This window comes from Nocardia sp. CDC153 (assembly GCF_035818515.1).
Taxonomy (GTDB): domain Bacteria; phylum Actinomycetota; class Actinomycetes; order Mycobacteriales; family Mycobacteriaceae; genus Nocardia.
The window spans coordinates 1424208-1449496 of record NZ_JAYKYU010000001.1 but is presented as its reverse complement, the minus strand read 5'-3'; the positions used below and the strand labels follow the sequence as shown (position 1 = coordinate 1449496).

General features: G+C 69.0%; 26 protein-coding genes. 8 read left to right on the top strand and 18 right to left on the bottom strand.

Going from position 1 to position 25289, the window contains the following annotated elements; translation table 11 throughout:
* The first annotated feature begins 50 nt into the window (after positions 1 to 50).
* Positions 51 to 692 carry a maleylpyruvate isomerase family mycothiol-dependent enzyme gene (locus tag VMT65_RS06640; RefSeq protein ID WP_326307032.1) on the top strand — a complete coding sequence of 214 codons (642 nt, stop codon included), beginning with the start codon at positions 51 to 53 and terminating at the stop codon, positions 690 to 692.
* A 212-nt stretch (positions 693 to 904) separates the two neighbouring features.
* On the opposite strand, the gene VMT65_RS06635 is transcribed toward VMT65_RS06640, so the two are convergent.
* The 5 genes from VMT65_RS06635 to VMT65_RS06615 form a co-directional block, all read right to left on the bottom strand.
* Positions 905 to 1852 carry an ARPP-1 family domain-containing protein gene (locus tag VMT65_RS06635; RefSeq protein WP_326307031.1) on the bottom strand — a complete coding sequence of 316 codons (948 nt, stop codon included), beginning with the start codon at positions 1850 to 1852 and terminating at the stop codon, positions 905 to 907.
* Between the two features lie 252 nt (positions 1853 to 2104).
* A complete protein-coding gene (locus VMT65_RS06630; RefSeq protein ID WP_326307030.1) occupies positions 2105 to 2359 on the bottom strand; it encodes a hypothetical protein in 255 nt (84 codons plus the stop codon).
* On the bottom strand, positions 2356 to 3819 hold the full coding sequence (locus VMT65_RS06625) for a VWA domain-containing protein (RefSeq protein WP_326307029.1): 1464 nt from the start codon (positions 3817 to 3819) through the stop codon (positions 2356 to 2358). Before VMT65_RS06625 ends, VMT65_RS06630 begins: the two co-directional genes overlap by 4 nt.
* A gap of 123 nt (positions 3820 to 3942) precedes the next feature.
* Entirely contained in the window at positions 3943 to 5067 is a 1125-nt protein-coding gene (locus VMT65_RS06620; RefSeq protein WP_326307028.1) for an acyl-CoA dehydrogenase family protein, read from the bottom strand.
* Between the two features lie 9 nt (positions 5068 to 5076).
* On the bottom strand, positions 5077 to 6243 hold the full coding sequence (locus tag VMT65_RS06615; RefSeq protein WP_326307027.1) for an acyl-CoA dehydrogenase family protein: 1167 nt from the start codon (positions 6241 to 6243) through the stop codon (positions 5077 to 5079).
* Positions 6244 to 6359: 116 nt separating this feature from the next.
* On the opposite strand from VMT65_RS06615, the gene VMT65_RS06610 reads away from it, so the two are divergent.
* Both VMT65_RS06610 and VMT65_RS06605 read left to right on the top strand, forming a co-directional pair.
* Positions 6360 to 7313: a patatin-like phospholipase family protein gene (locus VMT65_RS06610; protein ID WP_326307026.1), complete on the top strand. Its 954-nt coding sequence runs from the start codon at positions 6360 to 6362 to the stop codon at positions 7311 to 7313.
* Complete coding sequence (locus tag VMT65_RS06605; RefSeq protein WP_326307025.1) at positions 7310 to 7894, top strand: QsdR family transcriptional regulator; 585 nt, start codon at positions 7310 to 7312, stop codon at positions 7892 to 7894. Before VMT65_RS06610 ends, VMT65_RS06605 begins: the two co-directional genes overlap by 4 nt.
* Positions 7895 to 7906: 12 nt before the next feature.
* On the opposite strand, the gene VMT65_RS06600 is transcribed toward VMT65_RS06605, so the two are convergent.
* Entirely contained in the window at positions 7907 to 9031 is a 1125-nt protein-coding gene (locus VMT65_RS06600) for an alkaline phosphatase family protein (RefSeq protein WP_326307024.1), read from the bottom strand.
* 373 nt (positions 9032 to 9404) lie between these two features.
* Positions 9405 to 9695, bottom strand: a complete 291-nt coding sequence (locus VMT65_RS06595) for a hypothetical protein (RefSeq protein WP_326307023.1) — start codon at positions 9693 to 9695, stop codon at positions 9405 to 9407.
* 162 nt (positions 9696 to 9857) lie between these two features.
* On the opposite strand from VMT65_RS06595, the gene VMT65_RS06590 reads away from it, so the two are divergent.
* Positions 9858 to 10211: a YciI family protein gene (locus tag VMT65_RS06590; RefSeq protein ID WP_326307022.1), complete on the top strand. Its 354-nt coding sequence runs from the start codon at positions 9858 to 9860 to the stop codon at positions 10209 to 10211.
* Positions 10211 to 11440 carry an RNA polymerase sigma factor gene (locus VMT65_RS06585; protein WP_326307021.1) on the top strand — a complete coding sequence of 410 codons (1230 nt, stop codon included), beginning with the start codon at positions 10211 to 10213 and terminating at the stop codon, positions 11438 to 11440. The genes VMT65_RS06590 and VMT65_RS06585 overlap by 1 nt, the downstream gene beginning before the upstream one ends.
* Here VMT65_RS06585 and VMT65_RS06580 read toward each other — a convergent pair.
* Entirely contained in the window at positions 11404 to 12852 is a 1449-nt protein-coding gene (locus VMT65_RS06580; protein WP_326307020.1) for a DHA2 family efflux MFS transporter permease subunit, read from the bottom strand. The two genes, VMT65_RS06585 and VMT65_RS06580, sit on opposite strands and share 37 nt — an antisense overlap.
* Positions 12853 to 12949: 97 nt before the next feature.
* Here VMT65_RS06580 and VMT65_RS06575 point away from each other — a divergent pair, with 97 nt between their 5' ends.
* Positions 12950 to 13609: a TetR/AcrR family transcriptional regulator gene (locus VMT65_RS06575; protein WP_326307019.1), complete on the top strand. Its 660-nt coding sequence runs from the start codon at positions 12950 to 12952 to the stop codon at positions 13607 to 13609.
* Here the strand turns inward: VMT65_RS06575 and VMT65_RS06570 are convergent.
* The 5 genes from VMT65_RS06570 to VMT65_RS06550 all read right to left on the bottom strand — a co-directional run bounded on the left by VMT65_RS06570 (position 13595) and on the right by VMT65_RS06550 (position 16569).
* Complete coding sequence (locus tag VMT65_RS06570) at positions 13595 to 14527, bottom strand: DMT family transporter (RefSeq protein WP_326307018.1); 933 nt, start codon at positions 14525 to 14527, stop codon at positions 13595 to 13597. The genes VMT65_RS06575 and VMT65_RS06570 overlap by 15 nt on opposite strands.
* Positions 14528 to 14582: 55 nt before the next feature.
* The gene (locus VMT65_RS06565; protein WP_326307017.1) at positions 14583 to 14879 is read right to left on the bottom strand and encodes a hypothetical protein; all 297 of its coding nucleotides are present in this window, start codon (positions 14877 to 14879) and stop codon (positions 14583 to 14585) included.
* A 139-nt stretch (positions 14880 to 15018) separates the two neighbouring features.
* On the bottom strand, positions 15019 to 15486 hold the full coding sequence (locus VMT65_RS06560) for a hypothetical protein (protein WP_326307016.1): 468 nt from the start codon (positions 15484 to 15486) through the stop codon (positions 15019 to 15021).
* A 46-nt stretch (positions 15487 to 15532) separates the two neighbouring features.
* A complete protein-coding gene (locus VMT65_RS06555) occupies positions 15533 to 15844 on the bottom strand; it encodes a hypothetical protein (protein ID WP_326307015.1) in 312 nt (103 codons plus the stop codon).
* A gap of 83 nt (positions 15845 to 15927) precedes the next feature.
* Positions 15928 to 16569 carry a TetR/AcrR family transcriptional regulator gene (locus VMT65_RS06550; RefSeq protein WP_326307014.1) on the bottom strand — a complete coding sequence of 214 codons (642 nt, stop codon included), beginning with the start codon at positions 16567 to 16569 and terminating at the stop codon, positions 15928 to 15930.
* A 109-nt stretch (positions 16570 to 16678) separates the two neighbouring features.
* Here VMT65_RS06550 and VMT65_RS06545 point away from each other — a divergent pair, with 109 nt between their 5' ends.
* Entirely contained in the window at positions 16679 to 17401 is a 723-nt protein-coding gene (locus VMT65_RS06545) for an SDR family NAD(P)-dependent oxidoreductase (RefSeq protein ID WP_326307013.1), read from the top strand.
* A 143-nt stretch (positions 17402 to 17544) separates the two neighbouring features.
* Positions 17545 to 18195, top strand: coding sequence for a double zinc ribbon domain-containing protein (locus tag VMT65_RS06540; protein WP_326307012.1), 651 nt, complete (start codon positions 17545 to 17547; stop codon positions 18193 to 18195).
* Positions 18196 to 18257: 62 nt separating this feature from the next.
* On the opposite strand, the gene VMT65_RS06535 is transcribed toward VMT65_RS06540, so the two are convergent.
* The 5 genes from VMT65_RS06535 to VMT65_RS06515 all read right to left on the bottom strand — a co-directional run bounded on the left by VMT65_RS06535 (position 18258) and on the right by VMT65_RS06515 (position 25266).
* Positions 18258 to 19580: a serine hydrolase domain-containing protein gene (locus VMT65_RS06535; RefSeq protein WP_326307011.1), complete on the bottom strand. Its 1323-nt coding sequence runs from the start codon at positions 19578 to 19580 to the stop codon at positions 18258 to 18260.
* Positions 19581 to 19673: 93 nt separating this feature from the next.
* On the bottom strand, positions 19674 to 20990 hold the full coding sequence (locus VMT65_RS06530; RefSeq protein ID WP_326307010.1) for a hypothetical protein: 1317 nt from the start codon (positions 20988 to 20990) through the stop codon (positions 19674 to 19676).
* Positions 20991 to 21036: 46 nt separating this feature from the next.
* A complete protein-coding gene (locus VMT65_RS06525; RefSeq protein WP_326307009.1) occupies positions 21037 to 22602 on the bottom strand; it encodes a tetratricopeptide repeat protein in 1566 nt (521 codons plus the stop codon).
* A 1-nt stretch (position 22603) separates the two neighbouring features.
* Positions 22604 to 23674, bottom strand: a complete 1071-nt coding sequence (locus tag VMT65_RS06520) for a hypothetical protein (protein ID WP_326307008.1) — start codon at positions 23672 to 23674, stop codon at positions 22604 to 22606.
* Positions 23671 to 25266 (bottom strand): hypothetical protein, encoded by a 1596-nt coding sequence (locus VMT65_RS06515; RefSeq protein WP_326307007.1) that lies wholly within the window; start codon positions 25264 to 25266, stop codon positions 23671 to 23673. Before VMT65_RS06515 ends, VMT65_RS06520 begins: the two co-directional genes overlap by 4 nt.
* Positions 25267 to 25289 lie beyond the last annotated feature (23 nt).

Here is a 25289-nt window from a genome sequence, read left to right as displayed (position 1 = left end):
CAGCGAACGACGATCCGCGGCCCCGCCGCCGAGCCGAGAGGTCCCCTCTGGTGCCGAACGCTGTCTCCCCCGCCGACCTGTGGGCCATGGCTCACGCCGAACGTGCCGCCCTGGCAGACGATCTCGCCGACCTGACCGATGACCAGTGGGCGCAGCCGTCCCTGTGCGGGCAGTGGACGGTGGAGGAGGTCGTCGCCCACCTCACCGCGGGGGCGAGCAATACCCGCCTGAGCTGGCTGCGCAGCGCCATTGCCGCCCGCTTCGACTTCGAGAAGCACAATGCCCGCCAACTGGCGGAGCACCGCGGCGCGACGCCCGCGGAAACCCTGAATCGCTTCCGCGCCATCATCTCCAGCACCACCTCGCCCGCCGCCCGCCAGACCCTGGCCTGGCTCGGCGAGGTGGTGGTGCACGCCCAGGACATCCGCCGTCCCCTGGGTCTCCCCCGCACCCCCTCGGTAGAAGCGGCCACCGAAGTCGCCCGCTTCTACGCGTCTCGCGATTTCACCGTCGCCAGCCACAGTGTGATCAAGGGGCTGCGTTTGGAGGCCACCGACGGGCCCTTCGCCACCGGGGCGGGCCCGCTCGTCTCCGGTTCGACCATTGCTCTCGTCATGGCGATGGCTGGACGTGCCACCTACTGCGACGACCTCACCGGCCCCGGTCTGCCCACCCTCCGGAGTCGCTTGTAGGCCGTCGCGAATGCGAAAAAGGAAATGCCCGGCGAGTTTTGGCTCGCCGGGCATTTCGGAGTAAGGACGGGACAGGTGGCCGACGCGATGGCGGGGCGTTATTCGCTTAGCAGGCGATTCTGCTTGATCTGGAATCAAGGTGGATCCCGCCGTGCCCGGCTCAGTTCCCGTATTTGCTATTCAAGACCGTATTCAGTTGTGGTGCAACCTATTTAACGGACCGCGAACAGTGAGGCGTAGATGGGGCGGTCGTGTTCGGTGACCACCTGTCCGGCCAGCTCCACACCGGTGAGGGTGTGCAGCCGCAGATCCAGGTAGCGCTCCTGCTCGACGCTGTACATCTCGGTGTCGGCGGGCATGCGGTCGCGGAGGCTCTCCGCGTGTCGGTCGCGGGCGCGGTCCAGTTCGGCGCGCAGTCCGGCGAGGTCGTTCACCTCGAACGGCTCGGCGTCCGGGCGCGTCGGCTCGGCGCGCCAGGCGGCGACGCCGTAGGCGAAACACACCAGGGGCATCCACATTTCGGCGAAGTAGCGCGGGTCGGGCGCGATCTCGAGCCCCGCGAACTTCTCACCGACGAAGAACACCGCGCCCAGCTGACCCGGCAGCAGCTCGAGGCGGCTGCGGAACTGGGTGAGCACCGCCCGCTTGCGCGTGAGAATCTGCTCGAGGTGCCCTCGCGCGGGCAGCCCGTAGCGGTTGTTCACCGCCGAAATGTCCTGCCACAGCTTGGAATACCCCGGCTGCCCGCGCAGCGCCAGCGCCTTGGCCCGCAATTCCACCGGCAGCACGAAGAACCACTGATCGCGCCCCTGCAGATACCCGCCCTGCGCTGCCTGCACGCAGCATGCGTCCTCGAAGAGCCGGGTCTCCCCCGCCCCCATGAGCGCGGCCGAGCACAGCGCGTGATTCTGCGCGCCCTCCTGGATGTACCCGATGTGCGACGGCACGATGGCAACCCCCGCCCCGGCCCCATTGTGCAGCTCCACGCTGCCGTAACCCACCACGCGATTCAGCTTCAAACCCGACCGCGGCGGCACGATCCCGGGCCGCTCGGGCCCATGCACCGGCACCATGGTGAGCGCCCCCGCGACCTGCGGCACCCCCAGCCGGTATCCGGCCAGATTCACCGGCGCGCGTAGGAGAGTATCCAGACGAGTCATGGTGTCGCTCCGATCCGGTCAGCCGGACCGGCCGAGTGCATGAAAGCGTCGAGCTGGGTGATGAGGCCGCGCTCGAACCAGAGCGGTCCGCCTAGGCGGACGACAGTCTCGAGGGCCGAAGCGAATCCGCCGCGCGACGATGGATTCCGCGCGCGAACGAGCGTATCGAGACGAGTCATGGTGTGCTCCTTAACCGGTCGCATGGACCGAGTCCGCACCGAGCGCTCGAGCGGACCCACGAGGTGGGGTCGCCTACGCGCCAAGCGCATTGACATATGTGATGAGTGGTCGCTCGAACCAGAGCGGCTCGCCGAGCCGCACCATGGTGTCGAGCGCGCGCCAGATTCGTGCGGCGAATCCGGCCGAGCTGGCTTGGTGCACTGCGTGTTCCGCAGCAGCGCGTTCCAGTGGAATCTGCAATCCGGCCAACGGCGGAACGCCACTTCCATCAGCCGGTTGGCACCCATCGATACGCGCGGCGCGAATCTCGGCGTCGAGTCGGGTCATCCGGTAACTCCTTCGAGGTCGGCGAGGTAGCGGCGGGTGGCGGTGCGGATCCAGTCCGCGCCCGCCGGGGTGCGGGCGAACAGCCAGGGCAGCAGGGCGGCGAAATCGTCCTGGTGCCAGAAGCCGACGCTGGGCAGCGCCGGGGCCGGATCGCGCAGGGTGCGGTCGTCACTGCCGGTGAACATGGCCTGGCACACCACGATCGGGGTGCTGATGCCGATCGCGGGCAGGGTTGCCGCGACACGCGCCAGATCACCGGGAAGCCGGTTCTCATAGCCGTCGGTCACGACGACCACCAGGTCGGGCGCACCGGAGCGGAGGCCGCCACCGGTTGGACCATTCGCATCCAGACCCTCCGCCGCCCGGGCGACATCGGCCACCACCTCCTTATCGGCGGCACCGGCAATCTCACCGCCCACGGTGTCGGCTACTCGGCCTTCCCCGCCCTGCGTCTCCGTACGGCCGGCCGCGGTCGTACCGGCCGTCAAGGCGTCGAGGACGCCGGTGGCCAGGTCGGTCGGGGAGGTCTGGCCGGTGCCGACCTCGATCACGGTGAGCTGGGCGCACAGCCGGGTCAGGACCAGGCGCAGGGCCTCGGCCTGGGAGAGCAGGGCCCATTCGCGGTCGCCGTAGCCGCGCATGGACTCGGAGGTGTCCAGGACCAGGGCAAGGTGGCCGTGCAGTCGCGGCAGGGTGTCGGTGACGGCCTCGGTGTAAGCGGCCAGCACGGGGCCCAATTCGGCCGCCGAGCCGCCTCGGTAGAGGTGGACCAGGGTGGCCGCGATGTCGCCGCGGTTGGTGACGGTGACGATGGGCTCGCGCTCGCGTGCCGGCTCCAGCGGGGTGACCGGCTCGGTGAGCACGGGCACACCGTGGGTGCCGGGCGCATACAGCTGGCGCACGCGCTCGATTGCCCGGGCCGGATTCATGGTGAATCGCAGCAGCTTTCGACGCAGCTCCGGAGAGTCGGTGTCGCCCGCCTCGAGCTGGCGCAGGCAGCCGCGCGCGGTGTTCTTGCCGAGCGCGTGCTCGAAGCAGTCCACCAGGGCGGGTCGCCGCGCGGCGATCAGCAGCTCGGCGTCCGGGTGATCCAGCACGAAGGTGAGGATCGCGCGGGTGACGTGCTTGTGGTTGGCGCGCAGCCGACGAGCTGCCAGCAGGACGGTGATCACCTGCGTGGGAGGAAGTCCGAAAAGCAGTGCGCGCGTTGCCTTGTCGAGTACGGCCCGGGTGGGCGCGGGCAGATCGGCGCGCGAGCTCAGCAGCGTCTGGAGCAGCGCGCGGGCGCGCTGGTGTTCCGTCACGCCGGGGACCAGGGCGAGCAGCAGGTAGCGCTCCGGGTCGGCGGCGTAAGCGGTCCGGTGGAATTCCGCATCCTCCCACGCCACGACACCGGCCCGGGACAGCGTCAGGGGCGCGCCGTGGGTGCGGAAGTGGTCGAGAATTACTGCGGTGTTCACCCCTGCGAGTATGAAAGCGCCGCACCGGAGAATCCATTGATTTTCGGTGCGGCGCAGTCATTCTCAGCACATGGTCGCCAAAGAAATCAGTTGACGAATGGCACTATCATCCGAGAATGTTCGTCAGATTTCCACCATCTGGTGATCGGCGACATTGTCGCCGAGATAGCGCAGGTGGTCGGAGGAATCGCCGAGGGTGTGTTCGATGGCGGTGAGCCGCGCGGTGTAGTGGCCGACCGGGTATTCGTCGGTCATGCCGATGCCGCCGTGCATTTGAATGGCCTCCTGCCCGATGTGCTTGGCGGAGCGGCCGATTCGCAGCTTGGCGCGGGAGGCGACGATCGGGTCGACAATGCCGTCGGCCAGCGACATGGACGCGTACATGCTCATGCCGCGCGCCAGTTCGAGCGAGACGTACATGTCGGCGGCGCGCTGGGTGAGCGTCTGGAAGGTCCGCAGCGGCACACCGAACTGCTTGCGCGTCTTCAGATATTCGGCGGTGAGCCGCAGCGACTCCTCCATGGCCCCGATGGCCTCGGCGCACAGCGCGGCCTGCGCACCGGCGAGAGCGGCCTCGATGGCGGCGCTGGCGTCGCCGCCCTCGCCGAGGGGTTGGGCGGCGACACCGTCGAAGGAGATGTCCGCACCGCGCAGTCCGTCGTGGGTGGTGTAGGCGGCCCGGCGCACGGCGGGGTCGGCGGGGTCCACCAGGAACAGTCCGACTCCGTCTTCGACGGCCGCGCTCACGATCAGCAGATCCGCGCAATCACCGTGGGCGACAGGGTGTTTGCGTCCGGTCAGGCGCCATCCGTCCGCCTGTCGCACCGCCTGGGTGGCCGTCGTCGTCGCGGGCCAGCGCAGTCCCGGCTCACCGTGGGCGAAGGCGAGCTTCAACTCCCCCTCGGCAATGCGCGGCAGCAGCTCCTTGCGCTGCGCGTCCGCGCCGACGTTCGCGATGAGCCAGCCCGGCAGCAGGGCGCAGTCCAAGACCGGTTCCGGGGCGAGGCTGCGCCCGATCTCGGTCATGACCAGCATGGCCTCGATGGGACCCGCGCCCATGCCGCCGTCCGCTTCGGCGAAAGTCAGTCCGAGCAGCCCGATTTCGGCGAAGGTGGCCCAGATCTTGGGGTCCCAGCCGAGTTCGGTGCCGACCATCTCGTTGCGGCGCTCGGGGGTGTAGCCGCGCGACAGCACGTCACGCACGGTGTCGCGCAGCATTTCCTGTTCGGGGGTGAGATCGAAATCCATGTCGCTGCCTCACAGTCCGAGGATCGTCGAGGCGATGATGCCGCGCTGCACCTCGTTGGATCCTCCGTAGATCGATGTCTTGCGGTAGTTCAGATAGGTGGCGGTGCTGCGGCGGGCCCAGTCGGGCTGCGACTCGTCCTCGCGCGCAACCGAATCCGGTCCGGCGATGTCGACGAGCAGGTCGGTGACCGCCTGCTGCAGCTCGGTGCCGCGCAGTTTGAGGATCGACGACACCGGATTGGGCTTGCCGTTCGCCGAGCCGGACGCGACCCGCAGCTGCACCAGTTCCAGTGCCAGCAGCTCATTTTCGAGTTCGGCCAGACGGGTGGCGAACAGCTGATCGTCGAGCAGCGTCTTCGCACCCAGCCGGGTCTGGCGGGCGTATTCCTTGGCCAGCCACAGCTTGACCTTGGTCTGACCGACCGCGGCGATGCCGGTGCGCTCGTTGCCGAGCAGGAACTTGGCGTAGGTCCAGCCCTGATTCTCCTCGCCGACAAGCTGATTCGCGGGCACCCGGACGTTCTCCAGGAACACCTCGTTGACCTCGTAGCCGCCGTCGATGAGCTTGATCGGCCGCACGGTCACGCCCGGGGTGTCGAGGGGGAAGAGCAGCATGGAGATTCCGGCCTGCTTCTTGGGCGCGTCCGGGTTGGTGCGCGCCAGGCAGAACATCCAGTCGGCGGACTGGGCGGCCGTGGTCCAGGTCTTCTGGCCGTTGATCACGTAGTCCTCGCCGTCGCGCACCGCCACGGTGCGCAGTCCGGCCAGATCCGATCCGGCCTCGGGCTCGGAAAAGCCCTGGCACCACCAGATGTCGAGGTTGGCGGTCGGCGGCAGGAACCGCTGCTTGAGCTCCTGGGAGCCGAAGTGCGCGATGACCGGGCCGATCATATTGGTGTTGAAGGTGAGCGGTTCGGGCACCGAGGCCAGCTGCATCTCGTCGTGCCAGATGTGGCGCTGAATCGGGGTCCAGTCCTTGCCGCCCCATTCGACCGGCCAGTTCGGGGTGGCCAGCCCGTGCGCGTTGAGGATGCGCTGGGTGGTGACGATGTCGTCGCGGCTCAGGTCCTGGCCGTGCCGGTGTCGGTTGCGGATATCGGCCGGGATCTCGCTCCGATAGAACGCGCGCAGCTCGTCGCGGAAGGCGAGCTCGGCGTCGGTGAGCGCTAGTTGCATGCGTTGACCTCCAGTTTCAGGGCTATCCCCGCCATCGCCGGATATGATACACAGACACTTCAGTGTCTCAAATAGCATCGTATACTCGAACCACGTCAGCCTCGAAGGGAGCACTGGTGTCCGACCACGACCGCACGCTCGGCGTCGGCGAACTCATCGCCCGACGGCACCGCGAGGGCAGCACGCCCGCGGCGCGGTCGGACTCGCATCGACTGGCACTGGTGATCGAGGGCGGGTCCTCGCGCGGCGCGTATTCGCACGGAATGGCCATGGCCATCGAGGAATTGGGCGTGCTGCCGTGCTTCGACGCGGTGTACGGGGCGTCGGCGGGTGCGTTGAACGCGGCGTGGCTGCTGTGCGGGCGCGCGGTGGACGCGCGCCGGGCCTGGAATCCGGAGGTGATCAATCGGGTGATCAATCCGACCCGGGCCCTGCGCGGCGGCCGGGTGGTCGACACCGAATACCTGGTACACACCGTGTACGAGCGGCTCGTGCCGATGGATTTCCCTGCGATCCTCGCCAATTCGGTGACCTTTCACCCGATCGCCACCGACGCCGACACGGGCGCGGCCGTCGATCTGCATCCCGGCTTGAGTGATCCGCGCTCGGTACAGCTGGCCTTGAAGGCGTCGACCTGCCTGCCGATTCTGGCCGGGCGGCCGGTGCGGATCGGCGCGCGGCGCTTTGTCGACGCCGGTCTGTCCGAATCCGTCCCGGTGCGAACGGCTTTGGCGCAGGGCGCGACCCGCGTCCTGGTCCTGCGTACCCGTCGCGACGACGAAACCATGCGCCCGCCTTCGAGTTTGGAGAGCCGGGTGGTGGCGCGCTTCCTGGCCAAGCACGCGCCCGGCACGGTCGAGCCGTGGTTGGACCGCGTGCGGCGACACCACCGCGCCGAGCGCGAGTTCGACTCCGACCCGGCCGTCCTGCAGATTCGCCCGCCGCGCGGCGCGCCCGATATCGGCCGCATTGCCCGTGATCCCGCGGTCCTGGGGCAGGCGCTGACGCTCGGACGCGCGGTCACCGCGCGCACCTTGTCGGCGTTCCTGACCCCTAAGCTGTCGGCGTGACGCGCACGGAGGAAACCAGGGCGCCGGGTCGACCGGCGGCGGCCAGTCGAGACGATGTGCTCGAGGCCGCCATCGCCATGTTCCTCGACGGCAAACGCGTGGACGTGAACGCCATTGCCGCACGGCTCGGGGTGGGTCGGGCCAGCATCTACCGCTGGTTCGGTTCCCGGGACGGGCTGCTGGGCGCGGCGGTGGCGCGGCAGCTGGAGCGGGTGGTGGCCCACGCCGACCGGCGCAGTCGCGGCACCGGCGGCGAGCGACTCACCGCGGTGCTCAATCGCACCATCGACCTGCTCGTCGAAAACAATGCCCTGCGTTCGTATTTCGACAACGAGTCCACCGCGGCCCTGCGCCTGATCACCCGCGGTGACGGCACCGTCCACCAATCCGCGGTCGCCCTGGTGGAGCGATTCATCGAGCGCGCCGAGACCGAGGGCTACCGCCCGCCCATCGAACGCGACACCCTCGCCTACGCCCTGGTCCGCCTGTGGGAGGCCTTCCTCTACAACGACGCCGTAGCCGGTTTCCGCGGTGACGTCGACCGCCTGCGCAAGGTGCAGACCGCCCTCCTGCGCGCGTGAGCGCGACCGAGATCAGGCGGTGATGAGGGGGATGAGTTGTTCGGCGGGGGTGCGAGCGCCATGGTGGCCGACGAGGGCCGACTCGAGTGGTTCGAGGGCCGGGCGGATCAGGACCGTGCCGCCCTCGGCCACCGCGATCAGATCGCCGATTCGGGTGGCGATGACGGCGCTGGGCGGCGTGGGACCGAACCAGTGCTCGTCGAGGGCCTGTTCGCGGGTGACGACCGAGGCGTGCGGGCCCAGTTCGGCGGTCCAGGCGGCGAGCGCGTCGGAACGGGCCTCGGGGCGTTCCAGATACACGTGCCGGACGCGGGCCTCACCACCGATCAGCCGGACGTCGGTGTGCAGGCGCGAGCGGGTGTCGAGGTCGATGATGGTGTCCGCCTGAACCATTCCGTGATCGCCGGTGATGAGCAGTGTGCACGTGGGCGGCAGGTCGGTGAGCAGGTCGGCCACGAACGCGTCGATATCACGCAAAACCGCCAGCCACTGCGGGGATTCGGGGCCGTACAGGTGTCCGTTCGCGTCGAGGTCCGGATAGTAGGCGTAGGCGACGCGTCTAGCGGTATCGGAATGTGTTGCGACGGAATGGATTCCGGTACGCACCTCGTCGAGGGTCGCGGCCGGGTGGAGAGTACCCGCGGCGCGGAAGGCGGCCCGAGTCAAGCCGGACCCGTACTGATAGGCCGGGATCACATAGTGCACCTCCACCCCGTGCGCAGCCAGATCCTCGAGCCGACTGCGTTGCGGCTGTACCGATTCCGGCGGAAACTCCTCGCGCGCGTCGTCGCCGGTGGCGCTGTCGAGCTTCCAGCGCAGCGAATTCAACAGCCGCGGACCGTTGCCGCCGGGCAGGGCGAAGCTGTAGCCGATGATGCCGTGCGTCGCGCAGGGTGCGCCCAGCGCGAGGCTGGTGAGACTGGTCGCGGTGGTGGCGGGAAATCCGGCGGTGAGGGTCGCGGTGACGTGTGCGGTCAGGGTCGGCGCGATATCCGCGTGCCGGGCCAGCAGTTCGGATCCCAGCCCGTCGATCAACAGGACGACCACATCGCGATTCGGTGCGATCCCCAGGGGATTGGGCACCTCCAACCCGAAAGACGCGGCGACGGAGGGCAGGACATCGGCGAGGGTGGCCATTGCATCGACTGTATTGATCTTGGCGGCAGAATTCACCGGTGCGCGGTCCGGAAATACGAAAACCGCCCCCCGAGGAGGCGGTTTCCAGCGATGCCGGGGGCTGGTCAGGCCAGGCCCCACGCCTTCAACAGGTAGGTGATGTTCGCGGCAATACCGGTGAGGGTGTTGGCGAGGTTGATGGCGGAGGAACCGAGATCGATCAGGGGCATGAGTTTCTGTCCTTCGAGCCGGGAACATAATGCAGTTCGACTGTATTAGCGTCGACCGGTCCCGAGCATCATGAATCCACTCACCCCCCGGACTCGGTGTAGCCCAGACCACAACCGAGACGCCGGGCCCGACGGCCTCGGGCCCGGAGTCTCGGGGTCGGTGGTCACATGACGACGGGTTCGCCCACCTCCACCCGTCCGCCGTAGGTCAGGCCGGGGCAGCCGGAGGCCAGCTTCACCGCGGAATCCAGGTCGTCGGCGCTCACCGCGACATAGCCGGAGAGCTGGTCCGGGCTGGCGGGGTCGTCGCCGAGCATGACGGCGCGGCCGACCCGGCTGCCGGAATCGGTGATGTGCTCGCCGATCTCACCGAACCAGCTCACCCACGCCTGCTCCTGCTCGGCGGTGGGCTGGCGGGTCGGATCGTTGCGGAAGGTGAGGATGTAGGTGGACATGGCGTTCTCCTGTCGAATGGACGGCCCGGTCGGCCGACTCGTGAATCCGTCGCGTGGGCGGCCGCCGGAATCGACAATCGCGTCGAGAATCTTTTTGGCGGCGGTGTCGATTTCGCGGCGATCCCGAACGACGTACTGAGCGACGACGAAAGGAGCAGTGCCATGCCCGAATATCTGCTGCTGATCCACCACGACGAGCAGGCCTGGTTGGCCGCCGAGCCCGCCGTGCGGGAGCGCATCACGCGCGAGCATCGCGAGTTCATCACCGCCCACGGCGACCGGATCCGCGGCGGCAATCAACTGCGGCCGGTATCCACCGCGACCATGGTCCGACACGACGAGCACGGGCATCCGGTCATCACCGACGGCGTCTTCGCCGAGACGAAGGAGGTGCTGGGCGGCTACTACCTGGTCGAGGCCGCCGACCTGGACGAGGCCATCGCCATGGCCGCGGCGGTGCCGTCGCCGTTCGGCGGCATCGAGGTCCGACCGGTCCATCCGATGGAAGAGCACTGATGGACGCGGAGGTGGCCGCCGCGGTCGCCGACGCCCATCGCCGCGAGTGGGGTTTCGTGCTCGCGGCGACCGTTCGGGTGACCCGCGATATCGACCTCGCGGAGGAGGCGGTACAGGAAGCGTTCGCCCAGGCCCTGGGCACGTGGGCCGAGACCGGGATTCCGGAGCGGCCCGGGGCCTGGCTGACGACGGTGGCGCGGCGCCGCGCCCTGGATGCGCTGCGCCGCGACATCGCCTTCGAGCGTTCGATTCCACTGCTGGTGGAGGACGCGGTGCAGGATTCGGTGGCCGACGATGCGGTGGCCGACGATCGGTTGCGGCTGATCTTCATCTGCTGCCATCCGGCGCTGCCGATGGAGGCGCGCGTGGCCTTGACCCTGCGGCTGCTGTGCGGGCTGTCCACACCGGAGATCGCGCGCGCCTTCCTGGTGCCGGAGCCGACCATGGCGGCGCGAATCACGCGGGCCAAGAAGAAGATCGCCGAGGCGCACATTCCCTACCGGGTGCCCTCCGATCAGGAGTTGCCCGACCGTGTCGACGCCGTCCTGACCGTGCTGCACCTGCTCTACACCACCGGCCACACCGCCCCCGTCGGCTCCGACCTGATCCGCCCCGAACTGCTCGAACGCGCCCTCGACCTGGCCCGCATGCTGCGCCTGCTGCTGCCCAACGACCCGAATGTGGCCGGGCTGTACGCCCTGCTCCTGCTCACCGATGCCCGGCGCGGCACCCGCACCGACGACGCCGGAGCCTTCCTGCCCCTCGCGGAACAGGATCGCCGCCGCTGGGACCGCCGCGCCATCTCCGAGGGAATCGCCCTGGTACGCAAGTCATTACGAGGCCACGCACCCGGCCGCTTCCCCCTCATGGCCGCCATCGCCGCCGTCCACGCCGAGGCTCCCGAATTCGACGCCACCGACTGGCACGAAATAGCCGGACTCTACGACCACCTCATCGCCGTCTGGCCCTCCCCCGTGGTCGCCCTCAATCGCGCCGTTGCCCTGGGCCACGCCCTGGGCCCGCAACGCGGCCTCGACGAACTGGACCTGCTCTCCACCAACCCCCAACTGGCCGCCTACCACTACCTCCCCGCCGCCCGCGCCGAATTCCTCACCCGCCTGAACAGATTCGAAGAGGCCCGCCTCGCCTACCAGGAAGCCCTCCTCCTGGCCTCGAACACCGTAGAGGCCACCTACCTGACCACCCGCCTCCACAACCTCAACCCCTGAAACGGCATGCCACGATCGAGCACTGCCATCAGCAAGGTAGGCACCACGGCCACCCCCGAGGCCGCAAGAACCCAGCCGAAGGTCGAGGCAAACGCAGAACCCCCTGCCGCGCTTCCGTTCCCAGCACTCCCCAGGTGCTGTTGCAGGATCACAACAAAGATGGCCGTCCCGATCGAACCACCGATGCGTTGCATGACGGTGAGCTGCGGGGTGGCGTCGATGATCTGGGAGGGGTTCAGATTCCGCAGCGCGGCGGTCATGGCGGGCATGGCGGCCAGACCGATGCCCAGGCCGCGAAAGACCATGGCGCAGCCGAGTAGCCAGTAGGGCGTGTCGTCGGTGAGGAGCATGAAGGGGATGGTGGCCGCGCAGCCGAGCATCGTGCCGAGCAGGCAGGTCAGGGCACCGATGCGCTCGTAGAGGCGGGCCGATGCGACCATGGCCAGGGCCGCGCCGATGCCCTGCGGAGCCATGAGCATGCCGGTGTGCGCGGCATCTTGGTGACGGACCAGCTGAAAGTACAAGGGCAGCAGCACCATCGCGCCGAAGGTCACCGCACCGATGACGAAGGTCGAGACCGTGCCGGTGGCGAACAGGCCGTCCCGCCAGAGCCGCAGATCCAGGATCGGGTTCCGCGCACGCAGCGAGTAGACGACGAAGAAAGCCACCAAAACCGTTCCACCACAGAGTGTTACAAGGACGTAGAGATCCGTCACCCCACGCGACGCGGCCTCGGACAGTCCGTAGGTGATCCCCACCATCCCGACCGACACCAGAATCAACCCGAAAACATCCAGCGCCCTGGCAGATTCGTCCCGCACATCCGCGGGCAGCAGCCGCACCGCGAGCACCAACCCGACCACACCGATCGGCGCATTGATCAGAAAAATCCACTGCCACCCCAAGGATTCGAGCAACAGTCCGCCGATCGTGGGCCCGATCACCGGCGTCAGCACCATGGGAATCCCCGCCGCCACCATCGCGCGCGCCATCCCCTCCCGCCCGGCGGCGGCCAACAGAATCATCTGCCCGACCGGAATCATCACCCCGGCACCGACCCCCTGCTCGACCCGCGCGGCGACCAACTCCCCCACACTCCCGGCCGCCGCACACGCCACCGAGGCCAGCGTGAACGCCAGCAGCGCAACCACATACAGCCGCTTCGCCCCCACCCGCCGCGCCGCCCACCCGGTCACCGGCAGCACCGCGGCCTGCACGAGCAGATACGCGGTGACAACCCACTGAATCGCGTCCAGGCTGCCGCCCAAATCGGTGGCCAGCGATTTCAGAGCCACATTGACGACGGTCGCGTCGAGAAAGGCGAGTATCGCGCCGATCAGCACGACCACGACGGCCCGACGCGCTTGCGGTGTGAGAGTCGGCCGGTCGACGGCCAGTTCCGAGGAGGTCACCCGGCCAGTGTCATCCTGTTGGATAAATGTGTCAACCAGATGGATGACAAAGTATCCATTCGGATGACCCAGTCATCCGGCGCAGTACGATGACCCGATGACAGCCCAGCCCGAGCACACCGCGGACCCGACCCCACCCGCCTCGGCTCGTCGGCCGCGCCGTGCACCGAGCGCCGCCGACCGCCGTCGTGATGCCGAGCGCTCTCGGCAGGCGCTGCTCGATGCCGCGTTGGATGAGTTCGCCGCCAAGGGGTTCGACGGTGCGCGGGTGCAGGAGATCGCGGATCGGGCCGGGGTGAACAAGCAGCTCATCGCCTATTACTTCGGCGGGAAAGAAGGCCTCTATCAAGAGATTCAGCGCGGCTGGCCCGCCGCCGAGGCCGAGCGCGCGGATCCGGAGTTGCCGCTCGACGAGATCGCGGCGCGCTATCTGACGGCGGTGCTCGAAGATCCGCGCCCGGCTCGGCTGCTCGTGTGGCGCGGGCTCACCGGAAGCGGTACGGACAGCGACTATTTGGAGGGGTCCGGGACGGTCGCGGCGGATCTCGCCAATTTGGCTCGCGCGCAGGAGCGGGGGGAGATCGCGGGTGAGCTCGATCCGGCGTTTGTGCGTATGGCGGTCATGGGCATGATCCTGGCTCCGGTCATGTTGCCGGAGACGGCCTTGCAGGCGACCGGGAAGGAGCCTGGCTCAAAGGAATTCGAGGAATACTATGGCGCTCAGTTGCGGACGCTGATTCGGTTACTCGGCCGTTGAGGGGGCGGAGCTTGGGGTGGAGATCGGGGGGCGGGGGCGGGCCGGGGCGGAGCGGGCGATGGCTACGCCGGAGAGGCATAGGAGGCCGCCGAGCCAGGCCAGGGGGGCCGGGACTTCGCCCAGGGCCAGCCAGGACATGAGGATCACCAGGGCGGGGACGGCGTAGGTGGTGGCGCCGAGCTTTCCCGCGGTGGTGCGGGCCAGCGCGTAGGCCCAGGTGGTGAAGGCCAGGGCGGTCGGGAAGACGCCCAGGTAGACGAGGCTGAGGGTGGAGGTGGCGGGAGCCGCCGCGGCCTCGGTGATCAGTTGGCCCGAAAAGGGCAGGCACGCGATGGTTCCCACGACGCAGCCGCCGGTGGTCATTTGAAGTGCGGAGGCGTGGGCGAGCGCGGGCTTCTGCACGATGACCGAGATGGCCCAGCAGACGGCGGCGAGGACGCACAGGATGACGCCGAGCGCCGCCGCCGAGCCACCGTTGGAATTGGACAGTCCCACCACCACCGCGCCGGTGAAGGACACCGCGATGCCCGCCATGAGGCGAGGCGGAAAGCCCTCGGAGAGAAAGAATCCGCTCAGCAGGGCGATGAGGACCGGGCCGATATTGATGACCATGGCGGCGGTGCCGGCGTCCAAATGCCTTTCACCCCAGTTGAGGGCGACCATGTAGACGCCGAACCAGAGGATGCCGGAGATCAGGATGCCGCGGCAGGCGGGGCGGGCGGGGAAGCGCTCACCGGTGATCACCATGATGACGATCAGGGCGATCGAGCCGGAGAGCAGACGCCCCAGGGCCAGCGCGCCGGGCGAGAAGGCGTGTCCCGCACTGCGAATGAAGACGAAGGCCGAGGCCCACAGGATGACCGTGGCGGCCGCGGCCGCCATTGCTCGCCGATTCACGGCCTCGCTCTGCTGCGCCATTCACCGACCGTAGACCACCGGACCGACAGGATTCACGCCGATTTCGGACGCCGGACTAACGGCAGTACGAGGCGGTGTTGGGGCAAACCGTCCAGGAGCCGTCCGGATGCACCACCCGCACCCAGGTCTGCTCCGTTCCGCCCGCGCCGAGCCGGTTCGCGCCCGCCGGGTCGGCCGCGGGTTGCGGTGCGGGATCGGTGTACACGTAGTCGTACTGCGGATAGCCGTTGTCGTCGTAGGTGACGACCACGTGCGCCGTGCTGTTCGACCCGGGTGCCTGGGGTCCCGTCAGCGTCGGCTCCGCGGCGGCGACGCCGGCCGCGGTGGCGAGCATGGTTCCAGCAATGATCAAGCCAGACAACGGTTTCCGAATGGCGGTCGGGGCAAAGTGGATATTCATTGAACCTCCTCGTTCGCCCTAGATACGTCATCGGGTTACGTGGCGGTTCGGCCGAAGATCGAATCACGAACTCCGACAGGTGAATACGAGATCAGAAACCGGGACCGGGCGGCGGCGGCAACCGGCGCTCCCGCGGCACCAGCAGCAGAAGCAGCGACAGCACCAAGGCGCCACCCACCAGGTACAGGCCCCAGGTCCCGCTGAACAGGTGCCGCCAGTCATCGCGCAGCTCGTGATCGAACCGATCGTCCAGCCGCCAGGCCAGCAGCCCCAGCCCGGCCAGCCCGACGAGCACGCCGACCCAGCCGATGATCCGGGACCCGAACAGCGCGGCCAACAGCACCACCGCCGCGACGCCCAGCAGTCCGATGGCCAGCGAGGTCACGAACGATCCGGAATGCGACCCGATCTGATCCAGGGTCCGGCCCGACGCGAAACCGTTTCGGAGATCGTCGAATTGCACATTCCGCGCGTCGACCGAGCCGACGAGCGGACCGAAAACCCCGGCCGCCATCGCGATGGCGGCCGCGAACAGCAGCAGATGGACGAAAGTGCGCATACTCCACGGTATGGCCGCCCTTCGCGACGCGCCATGGGACAGGCGATCAGGAGCGCCGATCCACCGCGATGTAGGCCGCCGCCGCGACGACGCCCGACACGACCGCGACCGACGGCCACGCGCCGATCTTCTTGGCCAGCGGATGCGATGCGCCCATCGCGCCGATGGCGAGCCCGGTCAGCGCCGCGGCCCCGCCGGTCCCGACCGTCTTGCGCCAGCGCGGAAACGCCGCCGCGGTGCCCGCCGCGAACACCGCGCCGCCGAGCTGCCGCTTCTTGGTGGCCTGGGCGAGGGCGAAACCACCGGTGAGCCCACCGGCCGCGAGCAACGACGTCGGTACCGCGGGAATCCCTGCCATTTTCACTACCTCCAACGCACGAACGAACGAATGAACACCCTCGACGTTAACCGGAGTTCATTCCGCCGCTTCGCCGGGGCGGGTCAGGATCGATCCGGATCGGCCAGCAGCGAACGATTCAGCTGCTCCTCGGTGATCGGCGGAACCGGCAGCGGGTGAGCGGCTTCCGCCCGCAGCCCATCGAGCATCAGGGCCAGATTGCGCCGCCAGGCATCCGGTGCGATGCGCGCGGTCTGCTCGACCACCCGGGTGTGCGACCAGGTGATGAAGGCGATGTCCTCGAGCGCCCAATCCGCCCGCAGTACCCCGGCATCCTGTGCGCGCGTGATGATTTCGCGCATGATGGCATGCCCGCGATCGCGTTGCGCCGCGATCTCCGGACTCGGCGCGGCCCGCAGCGCGAGCTCGTTGAGCAGCCGGTCGTAAGCCTGTAGCTCACAGATCTTTTCGACCAAATAGACGAACGACTCCCACGGATCGTCAAGGGCCAGCGCCGCTTCCGCGATTCGCCCGCCCGCCTCGATCCGATCCTCGACGGCCGCGGCGATGAGGTCGTCGCGGGTCGGGAAGCGGTTGTAGAGCGTCCCGATGGCCACCCCCGCCCGGGCGGCGATCTCCTTGAGGGGCGCGTCGAGTCCGCGTTCGGCGAAGACCTCGCGCGCCGCGGTCACCAGCGCGTCGCGATTGCGGCGGGCGTCGAGGCGGAGGGGTTTCTGCGCGGGCATTCGCCGATCCTACAAATCGGGCATCGAATTTAAGTTGAGCATAGGTTCAACTTCGTGCTAGCGTCGCATTCGTAACTTGAACTATGGCTCAACTTAGCGAGGATCGACCATGAGCAAGACCATCGCCATCTTCGGATTCGGACCCGGACTGGGCATGGGCGTCGCCCGCCGCTTCGGTCGGGAGGGCTTCCGGGTGGCCGTCATCGGCCGCAAACCCGACAAGGCCGAGCAGCACGTCACCGATCTGAAGGCGGCGGGCATCGAGGCGGCCGCCTTTCCCGCCGATGTCACCGACCCCGCCCAGATCGACGACGCCATCGCGGCCATCCGCACGACCTTCGGCGAGATCGACGTGGCCTTGCACGGCGCCGCGGCCGAAATGTCGGACCGCGTCTCCTCCACGCTGGCCGTGGACGTGCCCGACCTGCGGCTTCCCATGTCACTGAAGCTGCACTCCCCCGTGCTGATGACCCGCGCCCTGCTGCCGGGAATGCTCGACCGCGGCGCGGGCGCACTGCTGTTCTCCTCCGGATCCACACCGCGCCTGGTGCATCCGTACCTGGCCAATATCGGCGTCGCGCTCGCGGCCCAGCGTGGCTACCTGCTGCAACTGGCCGAGGAGCTGCGCGGCACCGGCGTGTACGTCGGCCTGCTGAACATCGGTGTGCTGATCGGCGGCAGCGAGGCCGAGCGGGTCGTGGACGCGCATCCCGAGGTGGTCCCGCCCGGCGTCAGCATCCCCCGCATGAGCAATGACGAACTGGGCGACCACTATTGGGACATGTACGTCCGGCGCGGGGCCACCGAGCTGGAGGTCGGCTTCACCGACTGAGCCCCGGTCCGGTCCGGACGATTCGTGGGATGTGTTGCGGGCGGAGCGAGTCTTACGATAAGAACCTGACGAAACACGGTCCGGGGGGCTCCGGGCGCGTCGGTTCAACCAGTTCCGCTCAGCCGTAAAGGAATAACTCGACCATGACGGGTCCGGTCGTATTCACCAGCTACTACCACGACGAATCCAATGACGACGGATTCCAGTGGGAGTTCCGCTGCGATCGCTGCAGCACCACCTTCAAGTCGCCGTTCGAGCAGAACTACTTCTCCCGCGGGCGGGGTGCGCTGCGGGTGCTGCGCGACCTGTTCGGCGATCAGGTGCGGGCCATCGACAAGATCTCCAATGCCGCGGAGAGCTACTCCAATCACTGGGGCGGCTCATCCTCGAGCACCAAGGACAAGGCCTTCGCCCGCGCGGTCGAGCAGGTGCGCAACGACTTCCGGCTGTGCGGCGGCTGCGGCCGCTGGGTGTGCCACAGCGTCTGCTGGAACGAGCAGGTCGGCCAGTGCACGAACTGCTCCCCGCAGGTGCAGCACCAGATCGCGCAGGCGCAGGCCGACGCGCGCGGGTACCAGATCCGCGAGGCGGCCTACCAGCAGGACTGGGCCTCCCAGCACGACGTGGCCACCCCCGCCCGCGTCTCCTGCCCCACCTGCGGCGCGAACACCACCGGCGGCCGCTTCTGCTCCACCTGCGGCGGCGCCCTGGCCCTGCAATCCAACTGCCGAGGCTGCGGCCACCAACTCCACGTAGGTGCCGCCTTCTGCTCGAATTGCGGTCAGCCCCAATAACGATCCGCCGAGTGGCACATGCTGGAGGGGATTCGTCCCATTTCCCCTCCAAGGTGTGCCACTCAGCGAATGCCGGGGGTGGCTGGGTCGGGGCCGGCGCAGCCGAGGATGAAGCAGCCGGGGGGCCAGTCGCCGAAGGGCGGGTAGAGGGGTTTGCCCAGGCATTCCAGGACGCCGCAGCCGGGGTAGGACATCGGGCCGAGGCCGAGGGCGGCCATGGTGGCGTCGGGGTTGAGGAACATCGGATCGGTGAGGCTCGTGTCGGGGCGGTCTTCGTACGGCCCCGGATCCGGGAGAGTCGGGTTGCGGAACGCGCCGGTGAGGCCGCGGAGGAAATCGTGCGGGAAGCTCACCGCGCCACCGGGAACCGTGACGCCGGTCCAGCTCACCAGCAGCCCGAGGCTGGGCACGATGTAGTTGTCCTGGCGCAGCATGCCCGACATCTCGATCGCGTCCTTGGGCAGTCCCGGGAAGAGGTCCTCGCAGTCGGGGCCATTGACGGTGATCAGGAAGCCGTAGCAGGGGTTGACGCCGCCGGGTGTGGTGGCCTGCGCCAGGTAGTCGGTCGAGATCAGTTGGCGGCCATGCCAATTGCCGCGATTCACCAGTAGCAGCCCCAGCTTGGCGTAGTCGTCGGGCGGCAGCACCAGGTGGGCGTGACCGTAGGTGTTGCCGCTGCGATCGCGCGCCCAGAGGTAGTCGGAGGTGCGAATACCCAATGGGTCGAAGAGATTTCGCTGCGCGTACGCCTGAAAATCCTCGCCTACGGCCTGCTGGATCACGTACACCAGCAGATCGACGGCGCGCTGACTGTACTGCCAGGTTTCGCCTTGCGGGTGCACGATCGGCATGGCCAGCGCCTGGGCCACCACATTCGGGTCGAGCCGGAACAGCCCGGTGACACCCTCGGAGGCGATGGCGATCTCCATGCCGGAGGTCTCGGTCAGCAGACTGCGCACGGTGATCGCGCGGTGCTCGTCGTCGCCGAGCCCGGCGGGCAGATAGTTGCCGATCGGATCGTCCACGCGCAGTTTGTGTTCGTCGACCGCGATCCCCGCGACCAGCGACACCACACTCTTGGTGCCGCTCCACAGATTCCAGGCGATGCCGCCCGCGCGCTGATTGTTGGGTCCGCCCGCGATCAGGCAGTTGTTGCGAAAGACCTGGACGGTGAACCGGGTGGGATTCGAGGCGAAGGCCACGGCCTGCCGCACCCCGGCCGAATCCAGGCCCACCTCTTCGGGTGTCGCCGTCTCGGGCTGACGGCCGTCGCTGACTTCGCAGTGCCGCAACCCATCCGGTGCGGCGGTACCCATCGGGCCCGCGATCAATGCCCAGGCGATCGCCATGGTCGCTACGACTATGCCCGTCACGAATCGTGCCACTCGCCCTCCGTTTCCTGAACATCCGTTCAGCTCATCGGAGGGGCGTTGGGGCCGTTATCTTTTCGTGACCCCTGACTTCTGGGGGCGGTGGTTTCAGGGGCGGGTGTCGACGGTCGCGAAAGCGGCCCAGATCAACGGGGAGTGCTCGATCGCACCGGTCTCGCGCCAGGCGGCCAGGTGGGTGCGCTGCCAAGCATTGAGCGCCACCACCGGATCCTCGGATTCGTGGGCGGCGTCGATGGCGCAGACGGCCTCCTGGAATGGACGCGCGGTGACCGGCGTACCCGCGAGCCGAAGGAAGGCCAGATCGGTGGGCAGCGGCCAGCGCCCGGCGGTGACCAGTTCGGCACCGCCGGTGAGCATGGCGGCGACCAGGCCGAGGGGTTCGGCGAAGCGCAGATCGCCACCGCTCTCGCAGGCGATGAGGGCGACGCGGCTCGGAATGGGCCAGATCTCGGGGCCGGTGCGGGGAATCCCATTGCCTCCCTGCCCATTACCGGCGTCGCCGAGGTGTGCGTGGCCGCTGGGCACGGCGTGGGTGCCGAGCAACAGATCCCGCGCCGACAGCGGCCGGTGATCGCGGTACGCCGGAGCACACCCCGGACTGGCGGCCGTGCACGACAGGTGCAGCGTGGCCGATTCACTGCGACCGGACTCGGGCGCGGCCGCGGTCACGTGCCCGACGTACAGCAGTCGGGCCGCACCCGCGTGCAGCGCTCGGCTCAGCCAGGCGCGGTCGAGATCGGTGCGACGGAAGGCCTCCACCGCGTCGCCGACGGCGGGGACGAGCCGACCGGCCCCGGCATGCGCGGCCACCCGCTCCGCCAGCGGTGCGGCCGAATCCATCCGCCCCAGCACCGATCCCAAGGCCGAATCGGCCCGGAAACCGGGAACCCGCGGATCGAGTATCGCGACCACGGGCCGTTCATGGGTCTCCGCCCACGATCGAGCCACCCGCGCGGGCGCGTGCACGACACCCGGTGCGGCGAGCACGCTGACATCGGCGATCTCGACCAGCCGCACGTCCGCATCGGGCGCGATCAACTCCCACGGCAATTGCGCTGTCCGCGGCGAGGGTTGAATGCGGATATGCGGCCGCACTCCCTGGACGTAGAGTTCGTGCAGTACCACCGCCAGGTTGTACGGCAGAAATGTCGCCGAGAGATACTGCGCCAGCGCGTTTTCCGACTCGTATGACGCCAATTCACCGGCCGTGAGGGCGGATTCGAGTCCGCCGGGCTTTCCCGGCGCGGGCAAGGCCGCCGCGAACCGCCGCATCGCCGCTTCGACTTGCTCCTCCGGCACCACCCCAACCCCACCGGGCGCACTCTCCCCGGCCCACCGCCAGGTCGAATACAAATCCCCGGCATCCGCCATCCGGACGTAAACCGTCGGCCGATCCCCCGTCATCGCCGCCACCGTGGGCGCGCTCCGCCATCCCCGCCGTTTCCGGTCGTCATGCCGAGATCACCCGGTCCGTGCGCAGGCGGCGGCCGTAGCGTTGTTCGGCCGCGTCGAGCCAGGCGGCGAGCGCGATATGGCCGTCGGGCGGGACGGTGACGCGCGGGGGCGGGGTGACGGGCAGGCCCGCGCTGGCCGCCACCGCCGCGAGGGCGGTGCCGAGTTCCAGGGCGTCGCGGAGTGGGGAGGCGGAGTCGGAGGGTGGGTCGAAGGGTTCGAGGAGGTCGAGGGGCGCGGGCGGTTCGGTGGTGAGGCGATCGATGTCCAATATTGTTCCCGCGCACTGGTTTTCTATGAGGTCGGCGACCAGGCGGGCGTCACCGGCGAGGTAGGCGTAGCGGAAGGCCAGGCGCAGGGCGGGGTTCACGATGCGGCGGTTCCAGGTGTCGCGCTGTGCTCCGTCGGGGAGTTCGAAGCGCACGGCGTCCAGGGCGAGGGCGGCGGGCACCGCGAGATCGACGGCGCGCGCGAGCAATCCGGGAACCTGGGTGACGAGCGGTTCCAGCAGGCCCGCATGCCAGTAGTCGAGCTGGGCGCAGTGCAGGCCGAGGCCACGGACCGCGTAGGTGGCCCGGGCCGCCGCCAGCTCGGCCTCGCCCTCGTCGTAGTGTCCCGCGGCAAAGGCGGTGGCGGCCAGTCGAAGTCGTACGTCGGCGGCGTCGATGACCGCTCGCGACTCCTCGAACCGGTGCAGGGCCGCGCGATACCGGGCATTCGCGACGTCGAGCTCACCGCGATGCTCGGCGATGAAGCCCATGACCTTCAATCCGATCCCGGCCCGATGCGCCACCCCCGCCGCGTCGAAGTGCTCCTGCGCGGCGGCCAACAGCGGCTCCGCATCGTCGAAACACCCTGAGCGCGTGTACATCAGCGCCAGATTCTGTCGAGTCTCGGCCACCCCGGCCCGATCTTCCACCGCCTCGAAGGCCGCGAGCGCCTGCCCCGCGAAATCCTGTGCCAGCTCCCACCGCCCGGTCTCGAAATGCGCGGCGGCCAGATTCATCAGCGGATGCCCGGCCTGTTCCGGCCCGAACCGCCGTGCCGCGTCCAATGACTCCCCCGCCAAATCCAGTGCCCGCCACCACTGCTGTCGATGCAAGGCCACCGCCGTGGACGACACCAGGCACGCGAACCGCAAATCCCCCGGCGCGTCCTCGCCCGCCAGCGCCGCCCGAGCCCGCTCCAGCGCCGCCTGCGCCCCGTCCAGATCCCCCAGGTTCTGCAAGGCCTGCGACAGCCCGATCAACGCCCCCGGATACATCCGGGGCGCATCAACCCGCATCTCCCCCAATGCTTCCCGAAAACGCGCCACCGCCCCGGCATGATCTCCCAGCCGATCCGTCACCACCGCGACATCGACCAGCGCGCACAGCCGCAGGTCCCCTTCCTCGACGTCCACGGCCCGCTCGAATATCCGCAGCGCCTCCCACAGCTCCCCGCGGCCCACCGCCTCGGCCCCCGCCCGCAACAGCGGGCTTTCCGCCCCGGCGGCACCCTCCCGGTCGAGGTCGGGTGTTCCGGACGGCTCGGGAGCGTCGTCCACGGGCGCGGAGTCGGCCATGCTAGAAGTCCGAATCGCCAGCGGCGGCGGCTATTTCGGCGAGCAGCGGCGCGAAGGGGTCGCGATCGTCGGCGGCCGGTGTCGCCGCCAGCCGCAGCCGGGATGCGGCGAACTCGCGAATTCGGTCGCGCAGTGCCGCGGCGGCGGCCGCCGAGTCGGCTCCGTCGGCGAGCAGGTCGGCCGATTCGGGTAGCGGGCCGAAACCCGGCACGTGAATGGCGACGCGAACGGCGGAAGTCGGTGCGGTCACGGCCGATTCGCCGAGCCAGGTGTCATCGGCGGGACGCAGCGCGGCGTCCAGTTCGCCACGGCCGGTATCGATGCGGGCGTGGGGGCGCAGGTGGGACGGGAGGTCGGGCGGCAGGTCGGGGTGGGCGGCCACGCTGATGGCGACGGTGGTCTCGCCCGCGGCGCGGATCAGCTGCCAGGACACCGCCGATTCGGAGGCGTCGACGAGCCCGGGCGGGCAGCGCCGCCAATCCCAGCCGCCGGTGCCGCGGGCCAGGACCATGGTGCCCGTCCGCGATTCGTCACCGGCGGCCAGCGCGTAATCCGATGCCAGCGGCGGACTTTCGATGTAGGTCGGGGACAGCGGGGCAAGGGCGTCCGCGCCGTCCACCAGGGACTCGCACTCCTCGGTCAGCACCGCGATATCGCGGTCGAGCAGCACCTGGTCGAGGGCCGCGATGCCGTCCAGCGTGGAGGCGGGCCACCAGCGAGAAGCCCAGTGCGCGTAGGCGAGCCGCCGTGCGCTCACGGCGAGGTCGGGGCTCGCGGGGGCGGCTGTCGCCGCCACGGCGTCACCCGCGGATCCGCCCGCGCCGATGTCGTCCAGGGCCAGGGCGACCGGCTCACCGAAGAGCGCCCAGACCCACTCCTGCGCCAGATCGATATCGTCGATGAGCGCGGCCGGAAGTTCCTGTGCGGCAAGTGCATTCCAGACCAGGTGACCGCCGAACACCTCGAGCACCATGACGTCCGGACCGGCCGCCGCCTCCAGCGCTCCGGGATTGTCGTCCGGAACGATGCCGTACAGCCCGTCGGGATAGCGTCGAATCACCACCGTGGTCATCCCGCCCTCGATTCCCGCTCATCGAGTTCCATCACCGCACTCGCGGCCAATGCCCGCTTCACCCGCATCCGATGGTCCAGGATCACCGACCGCGCCACCCCGTCCAGCAGATCCCACAGCTCATCCGCCGCGTACACCGGGAACTCCCGCACGTCGCGCCCGTGCAGCCGAGCCCACAACCTCCGCAGATACGGCCGCCACGGCACCCGCAGGTCCGCCGCGATCGCCCCCAACGGCCCCTCGGTTGCGTCCACCCGAACGCCCATTCGCCGCGCCTGCAACACATACGCTTCGCGCTGCCACCGTCCATTGATCAATCGCGCCGCAACTCCACCACCCGTCGGCTCCCCGTCGCCTCGCGACCCGGCCGAACCCACCACAGCCTCCGCCAAACCGGCGGCAGCGCTGGTCGATCCGGCCACCGCGGCCGTTCCCGCGGCGCCATTCGTGGGGCCCAACAGCACGGCCGTCGTGCCGAGCAGACCGGCGGACGTGCCCGTCAGCCCGACCGCCGCTCCGAGTAGACCGGTGGCGGTGCTCGCCAGCGTGCGTGGCTGTACCTGAGCCGCGGACGGATTGGCAACCACCGCCAATCCGGTCGCGGCGGAGTCGCCGAGCGGCCGCAGAGTTACCGCCAGGGCGGCTCCGGCGGCAGCGGCCAGTCGCAGAGACTCGTCCAGCAGGGCCCAGGGGGCGCAGGCGCGGGCGATCTCGGCGTCGACGAGTTCGGGAATCGAGGGCAGGTCGGCGCGTTCGCCGGAGGCTTGCAGGACAGTGAATATGCGCTCGTGGATAGTGCGATCGAAGGGCAGACCGAGGGTGGCGGTGGAGGCCGAATCCCCGACCCGGGGCGGCTGCGGGAGCGGATGCAGCGTCAGGCCCAATTCCTGCGCACTACCTCCGCTCGACTCCTGGTCGGCCCCAACCTTGCTGCGCCACAGGCGGATTCCGGTATGCGTGCCCACCAGGGCGTCGATTGCGGCTTCGAGGTCGGCGGAATCGGCGGAATCGTCGAATCTGGTTGCGGCGCAGGCATTCAGGAGATCGGCCAGGGCGGTGGAGTGGTCGGGGACCTCGGTCAGGGGACGGCGACGCCAGGCGGTGTGGATGAGATCGGTGAGCTCGCCCGCGCGGGCGGGATCGGCCAGATAGTCCCGCAGGGCCTGGGTGGTGCGGCCCGCGCTGAGCCCGTGGATCTCGCGCAGCGCGGCCTCGGCGGCCACCCGATCGCGGGCGGCGTCCGGCATGCCGTGCGCGGTGGCCAGTTCGAAGCAGCGCTGGAAGTACAGGTCCTGGGCATTGCCCTCGGTGATGCGCAGCCCGCGCCGGGTCTGCTTGAGCAGGGTGAACCAGGCGGCTGTGGCGCGCAGGACATCCGCGGCGGCGTGAATGCGGGTGGCGAGCAGGACCGCGCCGTCGGCGGACAGCATCGACCCCGCGCACTGCGGATGCTGAACCGGTCGAATGACCAGCGGGTCGAGGATGAGTTTGACGGTGCGCCGCAGGGGTCCGCCGTGTGGTCCGCTCAAGGGTTCGACACCGTCGAGGCGGCGCCACACCTCATCCAGCACCATGGCCCGCGGTCGTCGCATTCGCCCAGGTTATCCCAGTTTCC